The organism is Pseudomonas sp. SZ40 (genome assembly GCF_052958135.1).
This window is the reverse complement of sequence record NZ_JBQWIF010000044.1, coordinates 1-26624: the sequence shown is the minus strand read 5'-3', so window position 1 is coordinate 26624 and position 26624 is coordinate 1. Positions and strand designations below refer to the sequence as shown.

Sequence of the window (26624 nt, the reverse complement as noted above, 5' to 3'; positions counted from 1 at the left end):
CTGGGTGGCTCCTGGTGTCAGGCCTTGGGTTTCTTGGGGGCGGGTTTCGCTGCGGTCGGTTTGGCCTTGGCCGGCGCCTTGGCCGGTTTCAGTTCGGCCGGCTTTTCGGCTGCAGCCGGTGCGGTCTTGCTGGCGCGCGGCTTGATCGGCGCGGCAGGCTTCGGCTCGGTGGTGGCGGCCTTCGGCTTGCTCACGCGCTTGGCGGTGGCCTTGGCAGGCGTCTGCTCGGCTTCGGCGAGCTTGGTGGCCATTTCCCAATGGCGTTTGGCCTGGCCGCTGGGTTTCCCTTCGGATTCCCAGATCTGGTAGGCGAATTCACGGATGCGGTCTTCTTTTGCGCTCATGGGTGTGACTCCTGAGAATGGGTCGGGACGATCAGCAGATTGACGGGGACATCGCGCAGTACGTCGCGTACCGCGATATGGCCGTCGCTCGGTAACAGGTCGGCAGAGGAGAAGGCACTGTGCAAAGCCTTGTCGGACAGAGCCGGAGGCAGGGCGATGCGGGTGTCGCCCCATTGGTCATGGGCAATCAGCGGGGTCTGGCTGTCGCCCAGTAGCGATGCGGCCAGGCGTGGCACGATCACCAATGCGTGGGTGTCGCCATGGCTGCGCAGGAAGGCGAGCACCTTGCTGGCATGACGACCCGTTACGGTGAGCGGCTGATAGTCGCCTTTGGCGAACAACCGCTGATGTTGCTTGCGGGCGGCCAGGGTTGCGGCGATCAGCGCCTGCTTGATCTGGCCGTCGTGCCAGTGCGGCAGCGCCTCGGCAAGCGATGCATTGCTGTCCAGCGCCTGCTGGCGCGCGGCAAAATCCACTGGGCGGCGGTTGTCCGGATCGACCAGAGAGAAGTCCCAGAACTCGCAGCCCTGATACAGATCGGGTACGCCCGGCACGCTCATGCGCAGCAGGCTCTGGGCCAGACTGTTGAGTGCACCAGCAGGGGCGATCTCCACGGCAGCGGCGCGGATCTCTTCGCGCAGCTGGCTGCCTTGCCCGCTGCCCAGCAACTTCTCCAGATAGTCCCGGCAAGCACTTTCGTAGTCGCCGTTCGGGTTGCTCCAGGTACTGCGCAGCTTGGCCTCGCGAACGGCCTTTTCCTGCCAGGCGGTGACCCGCTCGGCGAGAGTCTGCAGGCCTTGGGAGTCATCCGCCGGGAGATCCAGCGGCCAGCAGGCCAGGAGGATCTGCAGCAGCATCAGCTCATCACCTGGCGACGGTGCAGTGCCGTCATCGAGCTCCTTGCGCAGCGGTGCTGCCAGCTCGCGCCAGTGTTGGCAACGTTCGGCGAACCATTCCGCGCGCTCGCTGAGCACCGCCAGCCGGGCACGGGTGTCTTCGCCGCGCTTGTGGTCATGGGTCGCGGTGGTCAGCAGGTTGGCCGGAAAGTGCTGAGCACGTTCCTGGCAGCCCTGATGGAAAGCCTCGACGGGAGCACTGAACTGCTGCGGGTCGAAGCCCACGTCATTGCGCGACAACAACACCGCGCTGCGGTAGCAGGCGGTATCTTCCACCGCCTTGGCGGCGGCCGGGGAAGTGAGCTGCTGGAAGCGCTCGATCATTTTCGTCCACAGCTTGCGCTGCGGGCTCGGTGGCAGCTCGGAAAGCACCTGGCCGCCCAGCCAGTTGTCCAGGTGCTTGAGCAGCGGCCAGTCGGCTTCGGCCAGGGTGCTGCGCGCGCCTTCCAGGGCCTGGTCGAACACCGCCTGGTCGCTGGCGCTGCGTCCAGCGGCGGACACGTAAGTGCGGTACACGGGGAAATGCACGATCAGTTCCAGCAGGGCCCGGCGAATGGCACCCAGGGTCAGGTCGCGGGTAGCGATATCGTCCCGAGCGATCAGCAGCAGGCCTTGTGCCAGCGCCTCCAGATCGCCGGCCAGAGAGGTGGTCAGCACCAGTTGGCGGGCCTGACGCACTTCCTCCATGAAGTCGGCGCCACGGCCGCTGGTTTCGCTCCACAGTTGGGCCAGCACGGCCTCGCCCTGAGGGTCGTGCTGCAGCAGGGACACCTGGTTCATGAACTCGTAGCCGGTGGTGCCATCGACACCCCAGTCGAGAGGCAGCTGCTCACCCTCGCCGAGAATCTTCTCGACGTAGATCGGGAAGCGGCTGCCGCGCAGCTCGGCGGGGCGCTGCGGCAGCAGTCTCTCGACGCGACGGCGCAGCTTGCGGCAGTAAGCACGTGGGTTGGCCAGGCCATCGACATGGTCGATACGCAGACCGTCGACCAGACCTTTCTCGATCATCTCGAAAATCTTCGCGTGGGTCGCTTCGAACACCTCGTGGCGTTCGACCTTGAGGCCGCCCAGTTCGTTGATGTCGAAGAAGCGCCGCCAGTTGATGTCGTCCGCCGCGGTGCGCCAACTGGCCAGGCGATAGTGCTGGCGCTCGAGCAGTTGATGCAGGGGCTCGAAACCCTTTTCTTCGCTTGGGCGCAGGCTGGCGATGGCGCGATCGATTGCGCCTCCGGCCTTGCTGGCCAGTGCGACCAGCTCACGGAACAGGGTGCGCGCCTGGCGTTGGCCGTCCTGGCTGTCGTCCAGTGCCGCGAAGCGCTTGCCCAGGGCCTGCAGTTCGGGATGCCCGCTGTGTTGCAGCACGTCGCCGTAGGTCGGCGGGTTGAGCGGAAAGCGGTGATCGTAGTGCTTGGCGTAGAGCAGGCCCCGTTCGGCATCGAAATGCAGCTCGATCTCGCCGGCTGCCAGGACCTCGCCATAGTCGCTGCGCAGGAAGGGCACCAGCAACTGACCGCGCAGCAGCGGGTCGTGGGACTGCCAGTGAATGTCGAAGAACTTGGCGTGGGGGCTGCTGATGCCCCATTCCAGAACGTCCAGCCACCAGGGGTTGGCGTCGCCGCCCACGGCCATGTGATTGGACACGATGTCGAGGATCAGGCCCATGCCCCTGGCGCGCAATGCCGCGACCAGGCGCTGCAGGGCCGCTTCGCCGCCCAGCTCAGGGTTGATGCGGGTCGGGTCGACCACGTCATAGCCGTGCATGGAACCCGGCCGCGCGGTCAGCAGCGGCGAGGCATAGATGTGGCTGATGCCCAGGCGAGCGAAGTAATCGACCAGGGGCACTGCGTCTTCGAGGGTGAAGCCCTTGTGGAACTGCAGGCGAACGCTGGCGCGCAAATCAGTCATGGCGTGTGCCCTCGACCAAATTGCGTGCCCACTGCAGGCGTTGCAGGCGGTGGCTGACTGCTGGCTCGTCGAGCATGCCATCGGCATCTTCCGACCAGCGCCGCCGCCAGTTCGGGTGTTCTTCGCCGGGGCCCGGCAGGTTGGGCTGCTCGGTGGCGGCCATGGCATCTTCCAGTGGCAGCAGTACCAGCGGTGCCGGTGTGCTGCCGATGAAGGCGATGCTGGCATCCAGTTGCTGGGTGTCGTCCATGTGTTCCGCAGTAGCGTGTCCGTGCTCGTGCAAGGCCTGGTGCAGTGCCTGGGTTTCGTGAGCGCGCAAGTCGTGATCCTGTCTGGTGTAGTCGTCGCTGCGGTGACCCGCGGCCTGGCGCCAATGGATGTCGCGGGAGGCAAGCCAGCCGCGGATACTCGGCAAATCGTGGGTCGTGGTGGTGGCCAGGGCATCGCGTGGCCAATGCGCCGGCGCGTTGAAACGGCCATTGCTTTGCTCGAACAGCAGCACGCGCATGCCGAGGATGTTGCGCTGTGCCAATTCTTCACGCAGACCATCGGGCACGGTGCCGAGGTCTTCGCCGATGATCAGCGCCCCGTGGCGCTCGGCCTCGAGGCACAGCAGGCGCAGCAGATCCCGGGACGGGTAATTGAGGTAGGCGCCTGCGCCGGAGTCCGCACCTTCGGGAATCACCCACAGACGGCGCATGCTCATCACGTGGTCGATGCGCATGCCACCGGCGTGGGCCAGGTTGGCGCGCAGCATCTCGATATAGGCGCGGAAGCCGTTGCGTTGCAGACCGCTGGGCGAGAACGCGGAAACGCCCCAGTTCTGCCCGGAGCGGTTGAGGATGTCCGGTGGGGCGCCGACGCTCACTGCCTGCAGCAGTTCGGCCTGGCGAGCCCAGGCCTGGCTGCCGGCCGCGTCGGCGCCCACCGCCAGGTCGGCGATCAGGCCGACCGCCATGCCGGCTTCACGGGCGCTATCCTGGGCACGGTCTAGGCAGCGGGCGATCAGCCATTGGGCGAAGGCGTGGAATTCGACTTCTTCCTGATGGCCCTCGCAGAACTGCTCGACGGCTTCGTTGGCCGGGTCACGGTACTGTTCTGGCCAAACGCGCCAGTCCACCGGCAGCCCGTTGAGATCCATGAACCCGCGCAGCGCTTCGAAGCGACAGTGCTGGCGCAGGGCGTCGCCAGCCTCGCGGCGAAAGTCGTCGAAGTCGTCGCGCAGCGGGTGGGCGCTGGCGCGAAAGTCGGCATGCAACTGACGCAGGATACGCATACGGCTGCCAGCCACACCCGGCCAGTCGATCAGCTCGAGGCTTTCCAGGCGCGCCAGTTCTTCACCGAGACCGCAGCTGCGAATCGCCTGCTGCAGCGCGTCTTCGCCAAGAATGCTGCCCGGCGCGGCATGCAGCACGTTGAAGAACAGACGGCTGGAAGGCGAGTAGGGGCTGTAGGTGTGCAGATTGGCGCTGAACATGGCATGCATCGGGCTGATCGCCACGGCATCGGCGCCACGCCTGGCTGCGTTGCAGACCAGGGACTCGAGCGCCTGGGTGTCGCCCAGGCCACCATCGTTGGGGCGACGCAGCGAGTACAACTGGGCACTCAGCCCCCAGATCTTGGCATTTTCGCGGTCGGCCAACTGGGCGACGCTGGGGCAGGCCGCGGGTGCGACCGCCAGAGTCACCACGCCGCCAGCGATGCGCAACTGGTGATAACCGGTGATGCCGATGACCGGCAGGCGGCCGCTGTCATCCAGGCGGCCTTCCAGGCGTTCGCCCTGTTCCAGTTCGATCTCGTACAGGGTTCCTGGCGGGAAGTAACGGGTCAGATCGAGGGTTTCCTGGAGGTCCAGAGTCACCAGTGGTCCAAGTGCAAGGCTGTCCTGACGCTGTTGCAGTTCGGCGAGGCTGGCGTCGATCTGCTCGCTGTCCTGCACGGCATAGCCCAGTGCCTCGAGCAGGCGTCGCTGATTTTCCGGGGTAACCGATTGCTGGCGACCGTCGGCGTCGATCCAGTCGACGCTCAGGCCTGCGGCACGGCTCAGTTCGGCAAGGCGTGCATCGCTCATGCTGCGCCCTCCAGCAGAACCCGGATGCTGCGTGGCGGCAACTGGTCGTCATCCTTGTCCGCACGATGGGCGAACAGTGTGGTGGCACCTGCAGGGGCATCTGCGGCGACGTGCGCGTCGCTCAGGTTCAGGTCGATACGCAGGATCTGCCCATCACCCAGCTGCCAGCTGGCAGCCACTGCGGCCTCTGCCAGTACCCGGCTTTCCAGGGCCTGGCTGCCCTGCAGGCGCGGCACGATGTGCTCACGGCGCAGGCTAAGCAGCTCGCGGTAAAAACCCAGCCAGGCCTTGCCGGAGGCGGTCTCGCGGGTGTGGTGATCAGGGGTGGAGGCCTGGAATGTGCTGGTTTCGTTAGGGGCGGGAATTTCCTGTCCGGAGAACCTGGAGAATTCGCGAAACTCGTTCTGCCGGCCCTTGCGTACCGCTTCGCCCAGCTCGTCGTTGTGCGAGGTGAAGAACTGGAAGGGCTGTTCGCTGCCCCATTCCTCGCCCATGAACAACAGGGGAATCATCGGGCTGAGCAGCAGCAGGGCAGTGGCGCTCCTCAGTGCATCGCCGTCGGCCAGGCTGAGCAGGCGCTCGCCAAGAGCGCGGTTGCCGACCTGGTCGTGATTCTGCAGGAACAGCACGAAGGCGCTGGGAGGCAGATGCCCGCTGCTGCTGCCACGGGCCGTGCCGTGGCGGGTGGTTTCACCCTGGTAGATGAAGCCTTCGCGCAGGCAGCGGGCGAGCTTGTGAGTGGCGTCCTCGGCGAAGTCGGCGTAATAGCCTTCGTGCTCGCCGGTGAGCAGATGATGCAGCACGTTGTGGCCATCGTCGTTCCACTGGGCGACGAAACCACGTTGCAGCAGCTCGGCGTCGTTGTTCTCGTTTTCCAGCACCAGGTGCAGATGACGGCCACTGGCAATCGAGCCATGTACACGCTCAGCCAGCTCGAGCAGGAAGTCGCGCTCACCGATGGCATGCACGGCATCCAGACGCAGGCCGTCGACGCGGTAGTCCTGCACCCACATCAGCGCATTGTCGATGAAGTAGTCGCGCACTTCGCGGCGGCGGAAATCGATGGCCGGGCCCCAGGGCGTGTGGACGTCCTCACGGAAGAAGCCACTGGCGTACTGGCCGAGGTAATTGCCATCGGGGCCGAAGTGGTTGTAGACCACATCGACGAACACCATCAGACCCAATTGGTGAGCATGATCGATCAGCGCACGCAGCTCGTCGGGGGTGCCGTAGGAGGAATCCGGGGCGAAGGGTAAAACCCCGTCGTAGCCCCAATTGCGGCCACCGGGAAATTCGCCCAGGGGCATCAGTTCGATGGCGGTGATGCCCAGCTCGCTGAGCGCCTGCAGTTTTTCCTGCACGCCTTTATAGCCGCCGAGGGTGCCGACATGCAGTTCGTAGAGCACCGTTTCCTGCCAGGGACGACCCTGCCAAGCGGCCGTGCTCCAGTGGTAGTGGCCAGGCGCGTCCACGCGGCTCGGGCCATGAACGTCCGCGGCTTGCCAGCGTGAAGCGGGATCAGGTACCAGCAGGTTTTCGTCGATCAGGTAGCGGTAGTCGCTGCCGGCACCTACCGGCAGCGTTGCCGTGAACCAGCCGTCCTGGCTGGCGGTCATTGCATGTCGCTGATTATCTTGCAGTGCTACTGCTACACGCTTGGCATCTGGTGCCCAGAGGGCGAAATGGGTGTGACCATGTTCGTCCAGCCAGGCGCCATGTCGTCGGGATTTCTCAACCATCACGCCAATTTCCCACCCGACATCTTCGCGGCCAGCAGCTTGCGGTACAGCGCCGCATAGGGCTCCACCGACTGCGTCCAGTACAGCGGTGATGCCATTGCACGGGCGCGCATGGCGTTGAGCAGCTGCGGATTGCGATGCACGGCCATGGCCCGGCGTACCGCTTCCAGATAGCTCTCGGTGCTGGTTTCGTTGAACAGGAAGCCGCTCACGCCATCTTCGATGGTGTCGGCCAGACCGCCGGTAGCACGGGCGATCGGCAGTGAGCCGAAGCGCTGGGCGTACATCTGGCTGAGGCCACAGGGCTCGAAGCGCGACGGCATGAGCAGGAAGTCGCTGCCTGCGAACATGCAGCGCGCGTCCGCTTCGTTGAAGCCGACATTGGCGCCGACCCGGCCCGGGTAACGGCGGGCGAGTTCTCGCACCGCTTCTTCCAGGTGCTCTTCGCCTCGGCCGATGATGGCGATACGGCCACCTTCGGCAACGATGGTGTCAGCGATTTCCAGGGTCAGGTCGATGCCTTTCTGTTGCACCAGCCGGGACACCACGGCGAACAGCGGACCATCGCTCTGCTCGAGGCCGAACATCTTCTCGACGTGGCGGGTGTTGACCCGTTTGCTTTCCCAGTCGTGGGCTTCGAAGCCCTGCACCAGATGCGGGTCGTTCAGCGAATCCCAGCTTTCGTCGATGCCGTTGGGGATGCCGCTCAACTGGTTGAGCTGCACCTTGAACTGCAGCATGCCTTCCAGGCCGCAGCCGAATTCCTGGGTGGTGATCTCGCGGGCGTAGTTTTCGCTCACGGTGGTCACGTGATCGGAGTACACCAGGCCAGCCTTGAGGAACGACAGTCTGCCGTAGAACTCCATGCCCTGATGGCCACACGCCGAGGAGGGCAGGCCCAGTTCAGGGCTGCATTCGAGGCTGCACAGGCCCTGATAGGCGAGGTTGTGAATGGTGAACACGGTGGGGGTGTTCTGGCCACGCCAGGTCATGTAGGCAGGCGTCAGCGCAGCAGGCCAGTCGTTGGCGTGAACCACCTCGGGGCACCAGCTCAGGCAGGCGGTACCGGAGGCGATCTCGGCGGCAGCCAGGCCCAGGCGAGCGAAACGGATGTGGTTGTCTTGCCAGTCGCGGCCCTGGGCGTCGGCGTAGGGGGTGCCGTCACGGTCGTAAAGCTCGGGGCACATCAATACATAAACGATCAGCCCGTCGGGCAGGGTCATGCAGCCTACGCGGGCCGGGGGCAGGGCGGCGTGGCCGGGAACGCTGCCCACGTCGCGAATAGCGTGACCGCTTTCCAGCACCTGGCGGTAGCCGGGGATCAGTACGCGAACATCGTGATTGGTGCTCATGGCGCGTGGCAGCGAAGCTGACACGTCACCCAGGCCACCCACCTTGATCAGGTCGGCGAGCTCGGAACTTACAAAGAGGACTTTCTTCTTTGCTGCATGCAAATTGGTGATTTTGCTCTGCGGCTTGAGTGGCATTTCTATCGATAAAGCCTGATCAAACCGTGTTGCCACGACAGCGTTTCCCATACCCACCTCCGATCGATTCTGTCCTTGACCCGTAACTGTTTCTTTCGCTTGCACGCTAACGGGAATATGCCGCATGTCGTTCCAGTTGAATCCCGTGTCAGGGCCGGAGGAAAAGCTGCTTTCTGATTATTAATTCCCACGTAGTTCATGACCTAGGTAGGAAAGAAGAAGTTTCGACTATTTTCAATGTCGAGCCGCGCGGCGGGGAACTAATGGAAAACAGCAGGTTTTCGCTGCGATTACGCCGCAAGTGACTGATTTTCGACTGTGATAGGCGCTTCTGGTTGGAGCTTTCAGCTGTCCGAGAGTCGCTCTGGGAGGCGCTTGTCAGGTTTTTGGCTCACTCAGGGCGACAGGCGGTCATGTTTACCTTCATCGCCGGGATTTTTGGTGGGCCCTTAATAGCTCTGGCAGGAGTTGGACAGAAACTTGGACAACTAAGGCCGGCGTGCAAGTGATGAAGTGCTGGCACTTTAGTTTGATCGTTTGAATAACTATCGCCGCTAACGTCATATATAGATTTTTGAGTGTTCAATATTCCCTGTCGTAAATTAGAGTGGGCACTTTTCAAACGGATGCTGTCCGCCGCACAAAGGCTGGAACGCTGCCGTTTTCTGCACTTTGCAGGCGCTCTTTTGCTTTCCTGGCGGATTAGCGCAGTCGCCTGTCGTGTGACGCTGTTGAAAATCGTGAACGCCTGCCCGCTCGGGAGGCGCGCGAACGGGGCATTCTGGTACTGTGGCGCAGCCCTCAACAGCACCCCATGGCCATGAACCTCGATAACCGCATCAAATTCCGCCACCTGACCTGCTTTCTGGAAATCGCCCGCCAACGCAGTTTCGCCAAGGCTGCCGACTCTCTGGCAATCAGCCAGCCGGCGGTATCCAAGACGCTCAAGGAACTGGAGGAAATTCTCGCTGCCGTGCTGTTCGAGCGGGGCAAGAGCGGTGTCAGCCTGACGGCCGCCGGTCTGGCGTTCATGCGCTACGCCGGGCCTTGCGTGCAGGCGCTGCGCGACGGGGTGGCGAGCTTGCGTGGCGGCGAGCATGACGCCGGCCATGTGCGCGTTGGCGTGCTGTCGACCGTCGAGAGCCTGCTGATTCCGGAGGTGGTGCGCCGCCTGCACGAGCGTCACGCCGCGCTGGTGGTCAGTGTCGCCACCGGGCCAAGTGCCTATCTGCTGTCGCAGCTGCGGGTTGGCGAGCTGGATCTGGTGGTCGGTCGCATGACCGACAGCCCGGAGATCCAGGGTTTGACCTTCGAACACCTGTACAGCGAATCGATGAGCCTGGTGGTACGCCCGGGGCACCCTCTGCTCGCACTGGGCGACGAGGGCCTTGTGCAACTGGGTGACTATCCACTGGTACTGCCGCTGGCCGGCACCACTATTCGCCGCTATGCCGACAGCCTGTTCGTGCAGTGCGGTGTGCCGCAGCCCCGGCAACGACTGGAAACCCTCTCGCCGGCCCTCAGTCGGCGTTACGTGCAATGCAGCGACGCGGTCTGGGTGGCGCCGCTGGACGCCGTACGCCTTGACCTGCAAAGCGGTGAACTGGCGGAGCTGTCTCTGGGCATTCGCGAGCCCGGTGGTTCGGTCGGTATCTGCAGCAACGCGGCACTGCCGCTGTCACTGGCTGCCCAGTGGTGTTGCGAGACCTTGCGCGAGTTGGCTTCGGAGTATCACGGGCACCGATCCTGAGCCTGCTCGAGGTCTGCCGCGAGTCGGCAACGTTGCGCTAAGCGGGTTCCTGGCGCCTGTCGAGCCGGTCGCGGGCCGCTGTCCAGCTGGTGACGTTGGGGCGTTGGTCATCCAGAGGTGGTGGCGCTGCATAGTGGGGATACTCGTCCGCAATGACCGTCTGCAGCACCGCTGGCAATTCAGCGATGCCAGGCACCTGCTGGCCCGTAGCGTTGAACACCATCAGGCCTGGTCGGCTGCCCATGCGCATGAAGGGCAGCCAGGGCGCAATGCGGACCCAGGCGACACTGGCGATGGCGCTATCGGTATCGGTGCGCAGCAATTGTTCGCGGTCGGCCGTGAAATTGAAGATTTCCATGGCGTGGTACTGATTGCCCACCAGATCCTGATGGTTCCCGGCCAGTGGATTGTCATGGAACAGAGGAATCTCGGCGCTCAGGAACACCCGCTCAGCCTGCATGCGCAGAGGGGCTATGAAAGGGCGCCCCTGCGCGTCGCGCTCGAAGAAGGGCGGCAGGTTCACCGGGTCGTTGGCCACGTGCATGACGGCTACATCGGCCCCCGTCCAGGGGTTGTGCCAGCTATGCAGTGGCTCGCCCGTCAGTGGGTCGAGGTAGAGCATCAGCTCCCGGGATACGTGACGGAAGCCGATTCCGCGCCTGGGGTCTTGCAAGGTGCCAAGCTGGCGGATGTTCATGCCTTCGACCCGGAACAGCAGGCGGTCCGCTTCTCCCTCGACTCGCGACCAGACGCGGCCTGACCAGTGATAGATGGTCGGGATGCCGTCAAGGGTCGAACCGTGGATCTTGCGCAGGGCGATAAGCGCGTCGGCAGGCTGGTTCAAGTCGAGCCGGCGAGTGCTTTCCAGCGTTTGATGAAGTGGCGTAAGCATGGGGAGCGATCCTCGGGCAGGGTGGCTAATCTGCCGATGCAGCCGTGGTGTGGCTTGCATTATCCGGTGCTTCACCGCTGCGCCGATAGGGCCGCACCGGGCCTGGTCCAGGGCGATGGCGGGATTTAATCCAATCTTAATTCATAACCCATGGGTTATTGATGGGCGGGTTATATTCATTGGGCGCGACGCGCTGCCTGCGTGATCATTGTCTGTAGAACCCGTACCGTCCGCCAAGCCTGAGCACGGTCAACGGGGCGACTCCATAATTTCAATAACCGGAGCCTCTCATGCCTGTTGAGGATAATAGCCGTTTCGTCATTCGTGATCGTAACTGGCACCCCAAAGCCTTCACTCCCGATTACAAGACCTCCATCCCACGTTCGCCGCGCCAGGCGCTGGTGAGCATTCCGCAGTCCATTTCGGAAACCACCGGGCCGAACTTCACCCATCTGAAGATGGGCCGGCACGACAACGACCTGCTGCTCAACTTCAACAACGGTGGCCTGCCGGTTGGTGAGCGCATTCTGGTCTGCGGGCGAGTGATGGATCAGTACGGCAAGCCGATCCCGCACACCTTCGTGGAGATGTGGCAAGCCAACGCCGGGGGGCGCTATCGTCACAAGAACGACCGCTACCTGGCACCGCTGGACCCGAACTTCGGTGGTGTGGGCCGGGCCCTGACCGACAGCGAAGGCAATTACAGCTTTCGCACCGTCAAGCCGGGTCCGTACCCGTGGCGCAATGGTCCCAATGACTGGCGGCCTGCGCACATTCACTTCTCCATCAGTGGCCCGTCGATTTCGACCAAACTGATCACCCAGCTGTATTTCGAAGGAGATCCGCTGATCCCGCTGTGCCCGATCGTCAAGGCCATCGCCAACCCGGACGCGGTACAGACGCTGATCGCCAGGCTCGACATGAGCATGGCCAACCCCATGGACTGCCTGGCCTACCGCTTCGATATCGTGCTGCGCGGCCAGCGCAAGACCCACTTCGAGAACTGCTGAGGAGCCTGTCATGCCTGTCGAACTCTTGCGCGAAACCGCTTCGCAAACAGCCGGCCCTTACGTTCATATCGGCCTGGCACTGGCCGCCGCCGGCAACCCGACCCGCGACCAGGAAATCTGGAACCAGATGGCCCAACCCGGTGCGCCAGGTGAGCACATCACCCTGATCGGCCACGTCTACGATGGCAACGGCCACCTGGTGCGCGATGCCTTTCTGGAACTCTGGCAGGCCGACCATCAGGGTCGCTATGACACCGAGTACGATCTGGACAAGCCCTTCAACGGCTTCGGTCGTACCGCGACCACCTTCGATGCCGGCAGCGAATGGACGGTGCAGACCATCAAGCCCGGCGTGGTCAACAACGCCGCCGGGGTTGTGATGGCACCCCACGTGAACGTCTCGCTGTTCGCCAGGGGCATCAACATCCATTTGCATACCCGCATCTATTTCGACGACGAAGCCGAGGCCAATGGCAAGGATCCGGTGCTCAACCTGATCGAGCAGCCATCGCGCCGCGAGACCCTGGTCGCCAAACGCTGCGAGGTTGACGGCAAGCCGGCCTACCGATTTGATATCCGCATTCAGGGGGACGGCGAAACGGTGTTTTTTGATTTCTGACAGAGGGCCGGATACGCCCGTCGAGCGGATCGGCGAGCGTATCCATCAGGGGTTCACGGCGGCACTCGACGCCCGCGGCTTTCGTGCCGATACCGAGCAACAGCGAGCAATCGATATCCTGGCGCAGTGGCTGCAAGGCTGGTGCGCCGGGCGTCGTGGCTGGCTGCGCAAACCCGCTGCCGGTGTTTACCTGTGGGGCGGCGTGGGCCGTGGCAAGAGCTTCGTCATGGATGCCTTCTTCGCCGCCGCACCCTTCGCGGCCAAGCGCCGTGTGCATTTTCATGCTTTTCTGCAGGAACTGCAGGAGCGCATGAAGGCGTTCGCCGGTCACCCCGATCCTCTGGTGCTGGCGATCCGCGCGCTGGCACAGGACATCCGCCTGCTGTGCTTCGACGAATTCCACGTGCACGACATCGGCGATGCCATGCTGTTGCGGCGCCTGCTCGATGTGTTGGTCGAGGAGGGCGTTGGCCTGGTGATGACCTCCAACTACGCACCTGCGGGGCTGTGCCCCAATCAGCTGTACCGCCAACGCTTCACGCCGGCGATCGAGATGATCGAAAAGCGTTTCACCGTGCTGACGCTGGACGCCGGTATCGATTACCGCGAGCTGCCCGGTGGCGGGCAGCGCTGGGGCGAATACCTCTGGCCACAATCGGCAGGTGGCCTGGCTTACCTGGAAACCTGGCTGGCGCTGGACGACCAGGCGCAGCGCGATCGATCGCTGACGGTCAATCATCACCCGTTGCAGGTAAGGGCGCTGGCTCCCGGTCGCGCCTGGCTGGAGTTCGCAGAGCTGTGCGGCAATGCCCATTCCACCGCGGACTTCCTCTGGCTGCTGCAACGCTACCCGCGCCTGGCGCTGACGGGCGTGCCGGCCCTGGATTCGCAACCTACCGACGCCTGTCAGCGTTTCATCAATCTGATCGATATCGCGTACGATGCGGGCGCGAACCTGCTGCTATGCAGCGAGTCCAGCCTCGAGCGACTGTGTCGCGGTTCGCCTCACCAGGACTTCGGGCGCACCCGAAGCCGCCTTAGCCAGCTCCAGGCACGTGAGCTCAGCGTGATCGAAAGCGCTAGCCGGCATGCCACTGGAGTCAGCGACAAGGAATTCTGAAACCGTGCTGCAAATCTTCCAGATCACCGCGCCGATCTTTCTGCTGATCGGGCTCGGTTATGCCGCCGCCATGAGCGCCGTACTCAATCGTGAACAGGTGCGTGGCATCGGTGCGTTCGTGATCACCTTCGCCATGCCGGCGCTGCTGATCAAGACCTTGGGCACTTCGCCGATTCAGCAGACCCTCATTCCAGGCTACCTGCTGGCCTATACCCTGGGTTCCTGCGTGGCCTTCGCGGTAGCGTTCGGCGTGTCGCGCTGGTTACGCCGCGACGATCTGTCGGGCTCGGCGATCAACGCCATGGGCATGTCGGTATCCAACAGTGGCTTCATCGGCTACCCGCTGGTGGCCGCGGCCATCGGATCTCCCGCGGTGCTGGGCATGGCCATGGGCATGCTGGTCGAGAACCTGCTGCTGATTCCCTTGGCCCTGGTACTGGCCGAAGCCGGCAAGCAGCGGGGCGGTGGTGGGCTTACCGTACTGCGCATGACCTTCGGGCGACTGCTGAAAAACCCGGTGATCATCGGTATCGTCATCGGGCTTTGCGTGTCGCTGCTGGATATCGAGATTCCACCGCTGCTGCTCAAGCCCATCGACATGCTGGCGGGTGTCTCGGCGCCGCTGGCGCTGTTCGTGATCGGGGCCGGGCTGTTCGGCATGAGGGCCCGTGGCGTGTGGATCGACGCCGCGTGGATATCCGCCGGCAAGCTGATCATCCATCCGCTGGCGGTGCTCTGCGCGTTCATGCTGGTGCCTGATGTCAGTCCGGTGATGAAGGCGGTGGGGGTGTTGTTCGCCTGCTCGCCGATGATGAGCATCTTCCCGATCCTCGGTCAGCGCTTCGGCCTCGAGGATCGCTGCAGCGCGACCCTGCTGGTGGCCACCGTGCTGTCGTTCTTCACCATCAGCGTGGCGCTGATGTTCATCCACGCCACGCCAGCCTGAGCGCTTGCCCCTCATGGCGGTGATGCGACCAGGTGGTGGCCCGGGCGGCGTCCGCTGAAGCCCACCCTCGGCTCAATCGTAGGGCGGTAGTGAGGGCTTCGGCCCACCGGCTCGAGTGGCCGTTTCCGGCTCTATACCCGACTACCGAGTTGCTCGGCGCGCCGCAGCCAGTTCTGGCGCTGGGTTTCCGAAGAGGGGCGTACGGGGGAGAACTCTGCCAGACGCCGGGTCTTGATACCGCAGAAGCCGAGAATGGTGCGTTTCATCTGGCGATGGGCCGGTGCGCCATAGATCCAGCGGAAGTACCAGCTTGGCGTGTCCTGAGTCACCAGCAGGTCGGCGGTGCGGCCGCTGAGCAGCTTGTCCCACAATTGCGAGTCACTGCGGTACTTGAAGGCGAAACCGGGCAGCAGCACGCGGTCGAAGAAGCCCTTGAGCAGTGCTGGCAGGCCGCCCCACCAGACCGGGTAGACGAATACCAGATGCTGGGCCCAGTGAATCTGTCGCTGGGCTTCGAGCAGGTCCGGCTCCAGGGTCTGGCTTTGCGTATAGCCTTCGTGCAGCACCGGATCGAAGCTGATCGCTCCGAGATGAATCTGCCGCACCACATGACCCTCGGTGCGCGCACCCAGCGCGTAAGCCTCTGCCAGCGAGTGGCACAGGCTGTCGCTTTTCGGCGTACCGATGATCATCAGGATGCGCTTGCCATCACCCTCGAGTGGGGTGGCGCCGCTCTTGGCGGTTTCAGTCATGTTGCCCTGCCTCCAGCATGGTTTCCGGGCGAACCCAGGCGTCGAACTGTTCCGCGGTCAGATGACCCAGCGCCAACGCCGCTTCACGCAGGGTGGTGCCGTCCTGATAAGCCTTCTTGGCGATCTCGGCAGCCTTGTCGTAACCGATATGCGGGTTCAGGGCAGTGACCAGCATCAGGCCACGTTCCAGGTGCTCCGCCATGCGCTGCTCATCAGGTTGCATCCCGACGATACAGTGTTCACGGAAGTTGCGACAGCCGTCGGCCAGCAGGCGAATCGACTGCAATACGTTGTGGATGATCACCGGCTTGTAGACGTTGAGCTGCAGGTGCCCCTGACTGGCCGCGAAGCCGATGGTCACGTCGTTGCCCATCACCTGGCAGGCGAGCATGGACAGCGCTTCGCACTGGGTCGGATTGACCTTGCCGGGCATGATCGAGCTGCCCGGCTCGTTGGCCGGCAGGCGTACTTCGGCGAGACCACCGCGCGGGCCGGAGCCGAGCAGGCGCAGGTCGTTGGCGATCTTCATCAGCGTGGTGGCCAGGGTTTTCAGGGCACCGGAGAGCGCTGCCAGCGGCTCATGGCCGGCGAGGGCCGCGAACTTGTTGGGCGCGCTGCGCAATGGCAGGCCGCTCAAGGCAGCCAGCTCGGCGGCGATGGCTTCGCCGAAGCCGGATGGCGAGTTCAGCCCGGTGCCCACTGCCGTGCCACCCTGGGCCAGCTCACAGACCGCTGGCAGTGCGGCACGGATCGTCTGTTCCGAGTATTCCAGCTGGGCGACGAAGGCCGACAGCTCCTGGCCGAAGGTGATGGGCGTGGCGTCCATCATGTGCGTACGGCCGGTCTTCACCAGACGGCTATGGCGCGCGGCCTGGTCCGCCAGGGCTTCGGACAGTTCGCCGATAGCGGGCAACAGGTCGCGTTGCACTGCACCGACCGCGGCGATGTGCATGGCGGTCGGGAAGCAGTCGTTGGAGCTCTGGGCGCGATTGACATGGTCGTTCGGGTGCACCGGGCTCTTGCCGCCACGCGGGTTGCCCGCCAGCTCGTTGGCGCGCCCGGCGATCACTTCATTGACGTTCATGTTGCTCTGGGTGCCGCTGCCGGTCTGCCAGACCACCAGCGGGAACTGCTCGTCGTGCTGGCCAGCGATGACTTCGTCGGCAGCCTGTTCGATCAGCCTGGCGATATCGGGAGGCAGGTCGCCGATACGGTCATTGATGCGCGCAGCGGCTTTCTTGATCAGCGCGAGCGAATGCACCACGGCGATGGGCATGCGTTCCTCGCCAATGGCGAAATTGACCCGTGAGCGCTGTGTCTGTGCACCCCAGTAGGCTTGTTCGGGGACGTCGATGGGGCCGATGCTGTCGGTTTCGGTGCGGCTCATGGGGGGGGCTCTCCGTTGCTGTTCAGGCAGTTTAGGCTGCGACAACGGCGACACGTTCCAATTCCAGTCGCTTACCAGCGGCTTTTCGACGCGCCCATCCAGCCCAGCGCTGCCCTGACCGGCACGCGTTCACCCTGGGCGTCACGCAGCAGGCCGTCGTAATGACCGAACCATTCCTGGGTGTCTGCATACAGCAGGCCCAGTGCCAGTCGAGGTTTGGCGATGTGCAACTGGCGCGGGGTGAAGGTGAGATCGACCTGGCCGTCTTCGGTGAACAGCTGCCAGGGCGCCAGAGGGCTGTCCTGGGTCTGGCGCATCTGCACGGCCTGATCGACGTGCAGCAGTAACCCGCCGAACCACAGGGCGTTTTCCGTCAGGCCGCTGCCGTCCGTCCAGCCCGTGCCGAAATTGCCACCGATGCCGCCGGGGGCTGCGAACACCGCCCGGGTCCAGTGGCTGTGCAGCGGCCATACGCCACGGCCGAAATCCATCGACGCGAAGCTCTGACCCGGGCTGCAGTGGTATTCACGATCACCGAGGTGGACGCTGCCACTGACCGGCAGGCCGACCTGCCGGCAGGTGGCGTGAAACCCCCTGGAGCCGAACGGCACGACCAGATTCACCGACTCGAGGTGAGCAGGGCGCTGGATATCCAGGGCCAGATGCAGCGGCAGGCCGCCGATGTTCGCCGAGGTGGCGGTCAGACGTACGCGGCCGGGGTATTCGTTGAAATGCAACTGCAGGCGAGAGTGGTCGAAGGCATGGCTGCCCAGGGGGGTATCCGGCAGGCTGCAGCCGCGCCCGAACAGGCTCAGCTGGCTATGGGCGACGTGCTCACCGCTGGCCAGATCGAGAAAGTACACGGCGCCATAGCCGACGTAGTCGATATCGGCCTGGATCAGTGACAGCGTCCAGTCGGGTGTGTTGATGGTCCAGTGATTCCAGCGCTTGCGGCGTCCCAGATTGCCCGGCAGCGAGCAGGCGACCCGCGGTTGTGGCGACCAGCCAATGGCGTCCGGATTAAGGCGCCCGCGCGGGTCACACAGGGGAATCGGCGGTGGTGGAACGAAAGGGCTATTCATCGGGCACGTCCGTGTGTGCGACATCAGCCGCCGAGCATGAAGGCGTCGTGCGGCAGGAACAAGTACTGGCATTTTGGACCTGGCTGGAAGAGTGCGCCAGTAGGCATTTAGCGATAGTCATTGGCCGCCATATCGCCGCCGGTACATCTCTCAGGCTAACGAAAAGGCTTGAGAGGCGCGGCCGCGGGGCACAAAATGCGCTGCAGTCGGTCCAAGCACCTCACCCTCGTGATCAGGAGTACCCCGATGTCCCGTATCCCCGCACTCTGCATTGCCGCTCTGATGGCTGTTGGCAGCACCCAGGTGCTGGCCGATGCCCGCAGCCATGCCGCCGATGCCGAGCGCTTCCTGCAGCTCGCCCACGCCGACAAGCTCGCCGTTCCGGTGTACGCCCAGGTCCAGCAGATGTTCGCCCAGCGCTTCGCCGAGGCCAAGGCCCCGGAAAGCAAGCAGGCGGTGCTGGAAACCTACCAGGCCAAGGCCAACGCCGAACTGGACAAGGCGGTCGGCTGGGACAAGCTCAAGCCCGATATGGTCAAGCTCTACACCAGCAACTTCAATGAACAGGAGCTCAAGGACCTGATCGCTTTCTATCAGTCGCCGCTGGGCCAGAAGGTCCTGCAGAAGATGCCGGCACTGACCGCGCAGTCCGCCCAGATCACCCAGGCCAAGCTGGAAGGCGCGGTACCCTCGGTGAACAAGCTGCTGGCGGATATGAGCACTGAACTGGGCGTCAAGAAGCCCTGATAGCCGTCGTGGCCGGCACCTTGCCGGTCACGGTTTCCCCCCGCGGAGCAACCGATGTCGAAAATCGAACACCTTCAGGCGGCCTTTGCGGCCCTGCAACCCGAGCACCTCGACGTGCTGGACGAGAGCCACATGCACAGCCGCGGTCTGGAAACCCACTACAAGGCCGTGATCGTCAGCCCGCAGTTCGACGGCCTCAATGCCGTCAAGCGCCACCAGAAGGTATATGGCGCACTTGGCGACCTGATGGGCCAGGTGCATGCCCTGGCGCTGCACACCTATACGCCCCAGGAATGGTCCGCCCAGGGCATCGCCCCGGACTCGCCAACCTGTCGCGGCGGCAGCAAGCACGACCATTGACGGTCAAAAGCCTACTCTTCAGGGCAGCGCGCATGGCATCACAAATGTGATGCGGTTGCGCTGGGCAGCGGCGTACACTCGGCCGATCACTGCTGCAAGAGTGTGCTGCAATGCGCAAGAAAAGCCTCATTATCTTGTATTGCGTACTGGGTGCCGTGGCCTACGTCCTGCCCATCGGTTTATCCATTTCCCTCGCCTGGCAGAGTGGCCATGCAGAGGCGCGGCACTACCTCGAGCAGTTGAGCGACGACGTGCTGCGGCGTTCTTTCGAGACGCACAGACAAGTCAGCATCGCGATCGCTGCCATGCAGGTGTCGCCGCAACTACCCACCTGTTCTCCTGAGCAATTGCGCCGCATGCGCGCGGTCGCTGCCGGTTCCGTTTACCTCGAAGGGCTGGGCTATCTGCAGGACAACGCGCTGCTTTGTGCGTCTTTCACGCAGCTCGATCAGCCGCTAGAGCTGGGTGAACCGGATCGCATCACCCCGTCCGGCGTGGTTTCCTGGAGTTCGGTGGAGTTGCCCAGCGTGCCGGGTGTTCGCTTCAACATAAACGCTCGTGACGGGTTCGCGGCGATCATCACTCAGGATCTGGTGCTCGACACGCTACCCGACAACTCCATTTCGCTGGCTCATGTCAGTGATCAAGGCGTAATAGTCCGCTCGCGTGGGGTTTTCTTGCCAGAGTGGCTGAACGACTACAGCGGCGAGCCACTGACCTTTTCCAATGGCGAGTACCTCGTGGTCATCCGGCCCGCAGAAAATCGGGAAACCTCGGTCGTCGCTGCCATGACCCATGAGCAGTTGCTTGGCAAGATCCAGGCCGCCATGTGGCGTCTGGTGCCACTTGGTGTGCTCGTCGGGCTTCTGCTGGCAGGGCTGATGTATTTCATTGCACGCTATCGCCTGTCTCTCAAGGCTCAACTGCTGCGGGCCCTGAGTCGGCGGGAGTTCTACCTGCTTTATCAACCGGTGGTCGATTTGCAGACCGGCCAGTGTGTCGGTGCAGAGGCTTTGGTGCGCTGGAACCGACCCGCTGGTGATGCCATCGGCCCGGCGATATTCATCCCGGCCGCTGAAAAGCATGGGTTGATCGTGCAGATCACCGCGCAGGTGATGGAGATGGTCGCCAGGGACACGATTGAACTGCTGCGTGACCATCCGGATATTCACATCGCCATCAATTTCTCGGCGGACGATCTGCACTCTTCTGAAACCGAAGCCCGGCTGCAGTCGCTGATTGCCAACGCAGGTGGCACCTCGCGCAATATTCTCATCGAGGCCACCGAGCGCGGCTTCATGTCGCCTGAAAAAGCCAAGGGCGTTTTGGTTTCCGTGCGTTCCAAGGGGTTCAAGGTTGCTATCGACGACTTCGGTACGGGTAATTCCAGTCTCTCGTACCTGGCCACCTACGACCTGGATTACCTGAAGATCGACAAGATGTTCGTCGATGCATTGGGCACCGATACGCCGAGCAGTCGAGTCGCCTTCCACATTATCGCCATGGCCAAGAGTCTCGACTTGCAGATGATCGCCGAGGGAGTCGAGACCGAGCAGCAGCGGGATATCCTGCGCGACGCCGGCGTGCAGTTCGCCCAGGGCTGGGTGTTCGGCAGGCCTATGCCAATGCACGAATTGGCGGCGTTCATTCGCTTGCACATTGATGGTCCGCCTGAGCCCGCTGCTCCGTAGCCACTGCTACCGACCTGGTGAGTTGATGTCTTTCACGCCGTTGCGGCGATCCTGGCCCTACTAATCGCGTAGGGGCCTGCCGACCCACCAGACCAATCAGCGCCGGTGCTGGCTGGATTCACCTCGCAAGTTGCGTATCTACAATCCAGTGTGGGGGCGGGCCGCGCCCGCGATTCGCGCGCATGGCGCGCTCCCACAATCGTTGTTGGTGCTCACGCCAGCAGGGTGGGGCACGCCTCACCGAGGCGCCAGAGCACTCAACGCCGATGCTGGCTGGGTTCGCCTCGCAAGCTGCGTATCTGCAACCCAGTGTGGAAGCGGGCCGCGCCCGCGATTCGCGCGCATGGCGCGCTCCCACAGTCGTTGTTGGTGCTCACGCCAGTAGGTGGGTCACGCCTCACCGAGGTACCAGAGCACTCAACGCCGATGCTGGCTGGATTCACCTCGCAAGCTGCTTATCTGCAACCCAGTGTGGGAGCGGGCGGCGCCCGCGATTCGCGCGCATGGCGCGCTCCCACAGTCGTTGTTGGTGCTCACGCCAGTAGGTGGCGCACGCCTCACCGAGGCACCAGACCACTTAACGCTGGTGCTCGCTGGATTCGCCTCGCAAGCTGCATATCTGCAACCCAATGTGGGAGCGGGCCACGCCCGCGATTCGCGCGCATGGCGCGCTCCCACAGTCGTTGTTGGTGCTCACGCCAGCAGGGTGGGGCACGCCTCACCGAGGCACCAGAGCACTCAACGCCGGTGCTGGCTGGATTCACCTCGCGAGCTGCGTATCTACAATCCAGTGTGGGAGCGGGCCGCGCCCGCGATTCGCGCGCATGGCGCGCTCCCACAAGCGTTGTTGGTGCCGACGCCGGTAGGGGAGCACGCCTCATCGAGGCGCCAAACCAGTCAACGCCGATGCTGGCTGTGCCGTTACCACTCGACCACGATCTTGCCGAAATGGCTGCCGCTTTCCTGCAGACGAAAGGCATCCGCGAGGTTCTCGAGGGCGAAGCTGCGGTCGAGGATCGGGCGCACGCCGGCGCGTTCCAGGGCGCGGATGTAATCCTGCTGGTGGCGGCGGCTACCGACGATCAACCCCTGCAGGCGCACCTGCTTGGCCATCAGTACCGAGGTCGGCACTTCGCCCTGACGCCCGGTCAGCACGCCGATCAGGGCGATATGACCGCCCACGCGCACGGCGCTGATCGATTGCGCCAGGGTACCCGGGCCGCCGACTTCGACGACCTGATCGACGCCACGCCCATCGGTCAGTTCCAGCACCCGCTTGCCCCATTCCGGGGTCTGTCGGTAGTTGATGGTGTGATCGGCACCCAGCTTGCGCAGGCGCTCGAGTTTTTCGTCGGACGAGGAGGTGGCGATCACCGCTGCGCCCATCATCCTGGCGATCTGCAGGGCGGCGATGGACACGCCGCCGCTACCCAGTATCAGCACGCTGTCACCGGCTTTCAGTCCGCCGTCGACGACCAGTGCCCGCCACGCGGTCAGTCCGGCGGTGGTGATGGTCGCCGCTTCGGCATGGCTCCAGCCGCGCGGCGCATGGGTGAAGGCCGAGGCGGCGCGCACCGCGTACTGGGTGGCGAACCCGTCGATGCCGTCGCCCGGCGTGCCGGCGAAGTTGCTGACCGGGGCGAACACGTCGCCGTCCGGCCATTGTGGGAAAAAGCCGGAAACCACGTGGTCGCCGACCTGAAATTCACTGACCCCGTCGCCCACGGTTTCGACCACGCCGGCACCGTCGGACATCAGCACCCGGCCGTCGGCCGTGGGAATGCTGCCATTGGCCACCAGCAGGTCGTGAAAATTCAGCGAGCTGGCGTGGAGGGCGACGCGAATCTGGCCTGGTCCCGGTTGGCCGGTATCGGCGATGTCGGTCACCTCGATCTTGTCCAGGCCTCCGGGGCTGCGAACGACGACGGCTTTCATGGGGTGCTCCTCTATGGTGGGTGTGGGCTTTGGCCAGCGCGGCGACGCTGGCGAACGACTGCGGCAGGGAATCGCCGCGCTTCTCTCTCGACCACCCTCGCTACTGAGCGTTCCACTACACCTGAGCGTCCAAGACCAGTAAACTGCACGGCCCATTTCCGCAGCGCACCGCGCCATGCCCCGGCGACGCCATCGGGCAGTGCCATGCTTCGCTGAAACGGCTCCCATTTCGTACCCAGTCCGCCCTTTGCGAGGGCGACTACTGAAGGACAGTGACATGACCGACAACATCGTCGTGGCGGCGCTCTACAAGTTCGTCTCCCTGCCGGACTACGAGGCGCTGCGCCAACCCTTGCTCGATACCCTGGTCGCCAATGGCATCAAGGGCACCCTGCTGCTTGCCGAAGAGGGCATCAACGGTACCGTTTCCGGCAGCCGTGAAGGCATCGATGGCCTGTTCGCCTGGTTCGCCCTCGACCCGCTTCTGGCCGATGTCGACCACAAGGAGTCCTATTGCGCCGAGCAGCCTTTCTATCGCACCAAGGTGAAGCTGAAGAAGGAAATCGTCACCCTGGGCGTACCGGGCGTCGATCCCAATCAGCGCGTCGGCACCTACGTCGAGCCCCGGGATTGGAACGCGCTGATCGCCGACCCTGAGGTATTGCTGATCGACACCCGCAACGATTACGAAGTGTCCATCGGCACCTTCGAAGGCGCCATCGACCCGCAGACCAAGTCCTTCCGCGAGTTTCCGGCGTACATTCGCGAGCACTTCGACCCCAGCAAGCACAAGAAGGTGGCGATGTTCTGTACCGGCGGCATCCGCTGCGAGAAGGCCTCCAGCTACATGCTCAACGAGGGCTTCGAGGAGGTTTACCACCTCAAGGGCGGCATCCTCAAATATCTGGAAGAAGTGCCCCAGGAAGAAACCCGCTGGCAGGGCGACTGCTTCGTCTTCGACAACCGCGTCACCGTACGCCACGACCTCAGCGAAGGCGACTACGACCAGTGCCACGCCTGCCGTACCCCGATCTCGATCGAGGACCGCTCCTCCGAATATTTCAGCCCGGGGGTGAGCTGCCCGCACTGCTGGGACACGCTGCCGGAGAAGACCCGCGAGGGAGCCCGTGAGCGCCAGCGTCAGATCGAACTGGCGAAAGTGCGCAATCAGCCCCATCCTCTGGGCAACAATCCCCGCCAAAAGCACGAGGCCTGAGGATGCATGCGCGCCTGCTCTACGTGATGGACCCAATGTGCTCCTGGTGCTGGGGCTTCGCGCCGGTGCTCGAAGCGCTGGCCGCTCAGGCCGCCGAGCGCGGCGTGCCGGTGGAGCTGGTGCTCGGCGGCCTGCGCCGTGATCAGGTGGCCATCGATGCCGCTGCGCGGGTGCGTTACCTGGGCTACTGGCAGGCGGTCAACGCCAGCACCGGTCAGCTGTTCAACTTCGATGCCGGGCTGCCCGAGGGCATGCGCTACGACACCGAGGCGGCGTGCCGGGCGGTGGTCACCGTGCGCGGCCTCGACCCGCAGAGCGCCTGGCCGATGGCGCGGCGCATTCAGCAGGCGTTCTATCAGGAAGGCGCGGACGTGACCCAGGCACTCACCCTGGTGCGCCTGGCCGAAGAGGTCGGTATCCCGCGTATCGAGTTCGCCGAGGCCTTCGACAGCGAAGAACAGCACAGGGCCACGGCCGCGGATTTCAGCTGGGTGCAGGATCTCGGTATCGCCGGCTTCCCGACCCTGCTGGCCGAGAAGGGCGGGCGCCTGGCATTGCTCACCAACGGCTACCAGCCACTCGATGCGCTCTCGCCGCTGCTCGCGCGCTGGCTGGAGCACGCCATCGATGGTTGATCGCCTGAGCTGGGCGGAAATCCGTCGCCTGGCCTTGCGCCACAAGCGTGGGCTGATCCTGGCCAACCTGGTCGCCGTGCTGGCGACCCTGTGCAGTGTGCCGATCCCTTTGCTGCTGCCGTTGCTGGTCGACGAAGTGCTGCTGGGTGACGGCAACTCCGCGCTCAAGGTGATGGACAACTTCCTGCCTGCAGGTTGGCAGAGCGCAGTCGGCTACATCCTGCTGATGCTGGCGCTGACCTTCTTGCTGCGCGGCGGCGCGCTGATCTTCAACGTGGTGCAGGCGCGGCTGTTCGCGCGGCTCTCCAAAGACATCGTCTATCGCATCCGCATCCGTTTGATCGAGCGCCTCAAGCGGATCTCCCTGGCCGAGTACGAAAGCCTTGGGGGCGGTACCGTGACCACTCACCTGGTCACCGATCTCGACACCCTCGACAAATTCATCGGCGAAACCCTGAGCCGCTTTCTGGTCGGCGTGCTGACCCTGGCCGGTACATCGGGAATTCTGCTGTGGATGCACTGGAAGCTGGCGCTGCTGATCCTGCTGTTCAATCCTCTGGTGATCTACGCCACGGTGCAGCTGGGCAAGCGCGTCAAGCACCTGAAAAAGCTCGAGAACGACAGCACCTCGCGCTTCACTCAGGCGCTGACTGAAACCCTCGACTCGATCCAGGAAGTGCGCGCCGGCAATCGCCAGGGCTACTTTCTTGGCCGCCTGGGCGGGCGTGCCCGTGAAGTGCGCGACTATGCCGTCGCCTCGCAGTGGAAGACCGACGCCTCGAACCGTGCCAGCGGTCTGCTGTTCCAGTTCGGCATCGATGTGTTCCGGGCGGCGGCGATGCTCACCGTGCTGTTCTCCGACCTGTCCATCGGCCAGATGCTCGCGGTGTTCAGTTACCTGTGGTTCATGATCGGCCCGGTCGAGCAGCTACTGAGCCTGCAGTACGCCTTCTATGCCGCCGGTGGGGCGCTGACCCGCATCAACGAATTGCTCGGGCGTCGTGACGAACCGGACTATGTCGGCGGCGCCGATCCGTTCAAGGGCCGCGAAACCGTCGGTATCGATATTCGGGACCTGACCTTCTCCTATGGCGAGGAACCGGTGCTGACGGGGCTCAACCTGTCCATCGCACCCGGTGAAAAGGTCGCTATCGTCGGTGCCAGCGGCGGCGGTAAAAGCACCCTGGTGCAACTGCTGCTGGGCCTCTACACGCCTCAGGCGGGTGTCATCCGTTTTGGCGGCAGCAGCCAGGAAGAGATCGGTCTGCCGGCCATTCGCGAGCACGTGGCGGTGGTGCTGCAGCATCCCGCACTATTCAACGACTCCGTACGCGCCAACCTGTGTATGGGCCGCGACCGCAGCGACGACGCCTGCTGGCAGGCACTGAGCATCGCCCAGCTGGCGCAGACCATCCGCCAGTTGCCGCAAGGCCTGGATACTGTGGTCGGTCGCTCCGGCGTGCGCCTATCCGGTGGCCAGCGGCAGCGCCTGGCGATCGCCCGGATGGTGCTCGCCGAGCCGAAGGTGGTGATACTCGACGAGGCCACATCGGCCCTGGACGCCGCGACCGAATACGCCCTGCACGAAGCCCTGGCGCAGTTCCTCAGCGGTCGCACCACGCTGATCATCGCCCACCGCCTGAGTGCGGTGAAACAGGCTGACCGCGTGCTGGTCTTCGATGGCGGCAGCGTCGCCGAAGACGGCGACCACCGCCAACTGATCGCCGAAGGCGGCCTGTACGCCAAGCTCTACGGCAATCTGCAGCACTAGGCGGGTTCACGCCACTATCGGTTTGAACCACGAATTCGCCCGCAAGCGGGCTCCTACGGATATCGAGGTGCCTACGTAGGCGGTGCTGATCTGGATGGTGTAGGAGCCCGCTTGCGCGCGATGGATAGCGGCCACATCGCAGCATCGCGTCGGCCAAACGATTCGCCCGCAAGCGGGCTCCTACGGATTATCGAGGTGCCTGCTGCTGGGGCGGTGTTGACTCGGATGGTGTAGGAGCCCGCTTGCGGGCGATGGATAGCGGCCATACC

General features: G+C 63.9%; 21 protein-coding genes. 11 read left to right on the top strand and 10 right to left on the bottom strand.

Features of this window, described 5'->3' with window-relative positions; translation table 11 throughout:
- Nucleotides 1–17: 17 nt before the first annotated feature.
- The 5 genes from ACT9T4_RS23470 to glgA are packed head-to-tail and all read right to left on the bottom strand — an operon-like array spanning nucleotide 18 to nucleotide 8493.
- A complete protein-coding gene (locus ACT9T4_RS23470) occupies nucleotides 18–344 on the bottom strand; it encodes a DUF2934 domain-containing protein (protein WP_042555698.1) in 327 nt (108 codons plus the stop codon).
- Complete coding sequence (locus ACT9T4_RS23465; RefSeq protein WP_499119218.1) at nucleotides 341–3145, bottom strand: malto-oligosyltrehalose synthase; 2805 nt, start codon at nucleotides 3143–3145, stop codon at nucleotides 341–343. The genes ACT9T4_RS23470 and ACT9T4_RS23465 overlap by 4 nt, the downstream gene beginning before the upstream one ends.
- Entirely contained in the window at nucleotides 3138–5216 is a 2079-nt protein-coding gene (malQ, locus tag ACT9T4_RS23460) for a 4-alpha-glucanotransferase (protein ID WP_499119216.1), read from the bottom strand. Before malQ ends, ACT9T4_RS23465 begins: the two co-directional genes overlap by 8 nt.
- Nucleotides 5213–6955 (bottom strand): malto-oligosyltrehalose trehalohydrolase, encoded by a 1743-nt coding sequence (treZ, locus tag ACT9T4_RS23455; RefSeq protein ID WP_499119214.1) that lies wholly within the window; start codon nucleotides 6953–6955, stop codon nucleotides 5213–5215. The genes malQ and treZ overlap by 4 nt, the downstream gene beginning before the upstream one ends.
- The gene (gene glgA, locus ACT9T4_RS23450) at nucleotides 6955–8493 is read right to left on the bottom strand and encodes a glycogen synthase GlgA (protein ID WP_179538528.1); all 1539 of its coding nucleotides are present in this window, start codon (nucleotides 8491–8493) and stop codon (nucleotides 6955–6957) included. Before glgA ends, treZ begins: the two co-directional genes overlap by 1 nt.
- A 769-nt stretch (nucleotides 8494–9262) precedes the next feature.
- Between glgA and pcaQ the strand changes: the two genes are divergently transcribed.
- On the top strand, nucleotides 9263–10192 hold the full coding sequence (gene pcaQ / locus ACT9T4_RS23445) for a pca operon transcription factor PcaQ (RefSeq protein ID WP_499119238.1): 930 nt from the start codon (nucleotides 9263–9265) through the stop codon (nucleotides 10190–10192).
- Between the two features lie 37 nt (nucleotides 10193–10229).
- On the opposite strand, the gene ACT9T4_RS23440 is transcribed toward pcaQ, so the two are convergent.
- On the bottom strand, nucleotides 10230–11084 hold the full coding sequence (locus ACT9T4_RS23440; protein WP_499119212.1) for a DUF1838 family protein: 855 nt from the start codon (nucleotides 11082–11084) through the stop codon (nucleotides 10230–10232).
- Nucleotides 11085–11374: 290 nt separating this feature from the next.
- Here ACT9T4_RS23440 and pcaH point away from each other — a divergent pair, with 290 nt between their 5' ends.
- From pcaH to ACT9T4_RS23420, 4 genes are read left to right on the top strand one after another with little or no spacing between them, the layout of a single operon-like run.
- Nucleotides 11375–12094, top strand: coding sequence for a protocatechuate 3,4-dioxygenase subunit beta (gene pcaH, locus ACT9T4_RS23435; RefSeq protein WP_042555704.1), 720 nt, complete (start codon nucleotides 11375–11377; stop codon nucleotides 12092–12094).
- 10 nt (nucleotides 12095–12104) lie between these two features.
- Complete coding sequence (gene pcaG / locus ACT9T4_RS23430; RefSeq protein ID WP_499119209.1) at nucleotides 12105–12713, top strand: protocatechuate 3,4-dioxygenase subunit alpha; 609 nt, start codon at nucleotides 12105–12107, stop codon at nucleotides 12711–12713.
- Entirely contained in the window at nucleotides 12703–13833 is a 1131-nt protein-coding gene (zapE, locus tag ACT9T4_RS23425) for a cell division protein ZapE (RefSeq protein ID WP_499119208.1), read from the top strand. The genes pcaG and zapE overlap by 11 nt, the downstream gene beginning before the upstream one ends.
- Nucleotides 13834–13837: 4 nt before the next feature.
- Nucleotides 13838–14779 carry an AEC family transporter gene (locus ACT9T4_RS23420; RefSeq protein WP_499119206.1) on the top strand — a complete coding sequence of 314 codons (942 nt, stop codon included), beginning with the start codon at nucleotides 13838–13840 and terminating at the stop codon, nucleotides 14777–14779.
- 131 nt (nucleotides 14780–14910) lie between these two features.
- Here the strand turns inward: ACT9T4_RS23420 and ACT9T4_RS23415 are convergent, their stop codons facing one another.
- The 3 genes from ACT9T4_RS23415 to ACT9T4_RS23405 all read right to left on the bottom strand — a co-directional run bounded on the left by ACT9T4_RS23415 (nucleotide 14911) and on the right by ACT9T4_RS23405 (nucleotide 18000).
- Complete coding sequence (locus ACT9T4_RS23415) at nucleotides 14911–15531, bottom strand: NAD(P)H-dependent oxidoreductase (protein ID WP_042555707.1); 621 nt, start codon at nucleotides 15529–15531, stop codon at nucleotides 14911–14913.
- Nucleotides 15524–16918 carry a class II fumarate hydratase gene (locus ACT9T4_RS23410; RefSeq protein ID WP_499119204.1) on the bottom strand — a complete coding sequence of 465 codons (1395 nt, stop codon included), beginning with the start codon at nucleotides 16916–16918 and terminating at the stop codon, nucleotides 15524–15526. The genes ACT9T4_RS23415 and ACT9T4_RS23410 overlap by 8 nt, the downstream gene beginning before the upstream one ends.
- A gap of 71 nt (nucleotides 16919–16989) precedes the next feature.
- Nucleotides 16990–18000: a DUF2804 domain-containing protein gene (locus ACT9T4_RS23405; protein ID WP_179538523.1), complete on the bottom strand. Its 1011-nt coding sequence runs from the start codon at nucleotides 17998–18000 to the stop codon at nucleotides 16990–16992.
- A 246-nt stretch (nucleotides 18001–18246) separates the two neighbouring features.
- Between ACT9T4_RS23405 and ACT9T4_RS23400 the strand changes: the two genes are divergently transcribed.
- The 3 genes from ACT9T4_RS23400 to ACT9T4_RS23390 all read left to right on the top strand — a co-directional run bounded on the left by ACT9T4_RS23400 (nucleotide 18247) and on the right by ACT9T4_RS23390 (nucleotide 20798).
- Nucleotides 18247–18747 carry a DUF2059 domain-containing protein gene (locus ACT9T4_RS23400; RefSeq protein WP_042555710.1) on the top strand — a complete coding sequence of 167 codons (501 nt, stop codon included), beginning with the start codon at nucleotides 18247–18249 and terminating at the stop codon, nucleotides 18745–18747.
- 54 nt (nucleotides 18748–18801) lie between these two features.
- Nucleotides 18802–19107: a BolA family protein gene (locus ACT9T4_RS23395; protein WP_179538522.1), complete on the top strand. Its 306-nt coding sequence runs from the start codon at nucleotides 18802–18804 to the stop codon at nucleotides 19105–19107.
- A gap of 110 nt (nucleotides 19108–19217) precedes the next feature.
- Nucleotides 19218–20798, top strand: a complete 1581-nt coding sequence (locus ACT9T4_RS23390; protein WP_179538521.1) for an EAL domain-containing protein — start codon at nucleotides 19218–19220, stop codon at nucleotides 20796–20798.
- Nucleotides 20799–21719: 921 nt separating this feature from the next.
- On the opposite strand, the gene ACT9T4_RS23385 is transcribed toward ACT9T4_RS23390, so the two are convergent.
- Nucleotides 21720–22733, bottom strand: coding sequence for a zinc-dependent alcohol dehydrogenase family protein (locus tag ACT9T4_RS23385; protein ID WP_499119203.1), 1014 nt, complete (start codon nucleotides 22731–22733; stop codon nucleotides 21720–21722).
- 277 nt (nucleotides 22734–23010) lie between these two features.
- Here ACT9T4_RS23385 and trhO point away from each other — a divergent pair, with 277 nt between their 5' ends.
- The 3 genes from trhO to ACT9T4_RS23370 are packed head-to-tail and all read left to right on the top strand — an operon-like array spanning nucleotide 23011 to nucleotide 26355.
- Entirely contained in the window at nucleotides 23011–23949 is a 939-nt protein-coding gene (gene trhO, locus ACT9T4_RS23380; protein ID WP_499119201.1) for an oxygen-dependent tRNA uridine(34) hydroxylase TrhO, read from the top strand.
- Between the two features lie 2 nt (nucleotides 23950–23951).
- Nucleotides 23952–24584 (top strand): DsbA family protein, encoded by a 633-nt coding sequence (locus tag ACT9T4_RS23375; RefSeq protein WP_042555714.1) that lies wholly within the window; start codon nucleotides 23952–23954, stop codon nucleotides 24582–24584.
- Complete coding sequence (locus ACT9T4_RS23370) at nucleotides 24577–26355, top strand: ABC transporter ATP-binding protein (protein WP_042555715.1); 1779 nt, start codon at nucleotides 24577–24579, stop codon at nucleotides 26353–26355. The genes ACT9T4_RS23375 and ACT9T4_RS23370 overlap by 8 nt, the downstream gene beginning before the upstream one ends.
- Nucleotides 26356–26624 lie beyond the last annotated feature (269 nt).

What these genes read in the sequence shown, in the direction of transcription:
- ACT9T4_RS23440 (WP_499119212.1), bottom strand. Translation starts at nt 11,084, where the DNA reads ATGCTTACGCCACTTCATCAAACGCTGGAAAGCACTCGCCGGCTCGAC.
- pcaQ (WP_499119238.1), top strand. Translation starts at nt 9,263, where the DNA reads ATGAACCTCGATAACCGCATCAAATTCCGCCACCTGACCTGCTTTCTG.
- ACT9T4_RS23470 (WP_042555698.1), bottom strand. Translation starts at nt 344, where the DNA reads ATGAGCGCAAAAGAAGACCGCATCCGTGAATTCGCCTACCAGATCTGG.
- ACT9T4_RS23370 (WP_042555715.1), top strand. Translation starts at nt 24,577, where the DNA reads ATGGTTGATCGCCTGAGCTGGGCGGAAATCCGTCGCCTGGCCTTGCGC.
- ACT9T4_RS23400 (WP_042555710.1), top strand. Translation starts at nt 18,247, where the DNA reads ATGTCCCGTATCCCCGCACTCTGCATTGCCGCTCTGATGGCTGTTGGC.
- ACT9T4_RS23415 (WP_042555707.1), bottom strand. Translation starts at nt 15,531, where the DNA reads ATGACTGAAACCGCCAAGAGCGGCGCCACCCCACTCGAGGGTGATGGC.
- glgA (WP_179538528.1), bottom strand. Translation starts at nt 8,493, where the DNA reads ATGGGAAACGCTGTCGTGGCAACACGGTTTGATCAGGCTTTATCGATA.
- ACT9T4_RS23395 (WP_179538522.1), top strand. Translation starts at nt 18,802, where the DNA reads ATGTCGAAAATCGAACACCTTCAGGCGGCCTTTGCGGCCCTGCAACCC.
- ACT9T4_RS23390 (WP_179538521.1), top strand. Translation starts at nt 19,218, where the DNA reads ATGCGCAAGAAAAGCCTCATTATCTTGTATTGCGTACTGGGTGCCGTG.
- ACT9T4_RS23410 (WP_499119204.1), bottom strand. Translation starts at nt 16,918, where the DNA reads ATGAGCCGCACCGAAACCGACAGCATCGGCCCCATCGACGTCCCCGAA.
- malQ (WP_499119216.1), bottom strand. Translation starts at nt 5,216, where the DNA reads ATGAGCGATGCACGCCTTGCCGAACTGAGCCGTGCCGCAGGCCTGAGC.
- ACT9T4_RS23375 (WP_042555714.1), top strand. Translation starts at nt 23,952, where the DNA reads ATGCATGCGCGCCTGCTCTACGTGATGGACCCAATGTGCTCCTGGTGC.
- ACT9T4_RS23465 (WP_499119218.1), bottom strand. Translation starts at nt 3,145, where the DNA reads ATGACTGATTTGCGCGCCAGCGTTCGCCTGCAGTTCCACAAGGGCTTC.
- trhO (WP_499119201.1), top strand. Translation starts at nt 23,011, where the DNA reads ATGACCGACAACATCGTCGTGGCGGCGCTCTACAAGTTCGTCTCCCTG.
- pcaG (WP_499119209.1), top strand. Translation starts at nt 12,105, where the DNA reads ATGCCTGTCGAACTCTTGCGCGAAACCGCTTCGCAAACAGCCGGCCCT.
- treZ (WP_499119214.1), bottom strand. Translation starts at nt 6,955, where the DNA reads ATGGTTGAGAAATCCCGACGACATGGCGCCTGGCTGGACGAACATGGT.
- ACT9T4_RS23405 (WP_179538523.1), bottom strand. Translation starts at nt 18,000, where the DNA reads ATGAATAGCCCTTTCGTTCCACCACCGCCGATTCCCCTGTGTGACCCG.
- pcaH (WP_042555704.1), top strand. Translation starts at nt 11,375, where the DNA reads ATGCCTGTTGAGGATAATAGCCGTTTCGTCATTCGTGATCGTAACTGG.
- ACT9T4_RS23385 (WP_499119203.1), bottom strand. Translation starts at nt 22,733, where the DNA reads ATGAAAGCCGTCGTCGTTCGCAGCCCCGGAGGCCTGGACAAGATCGAG.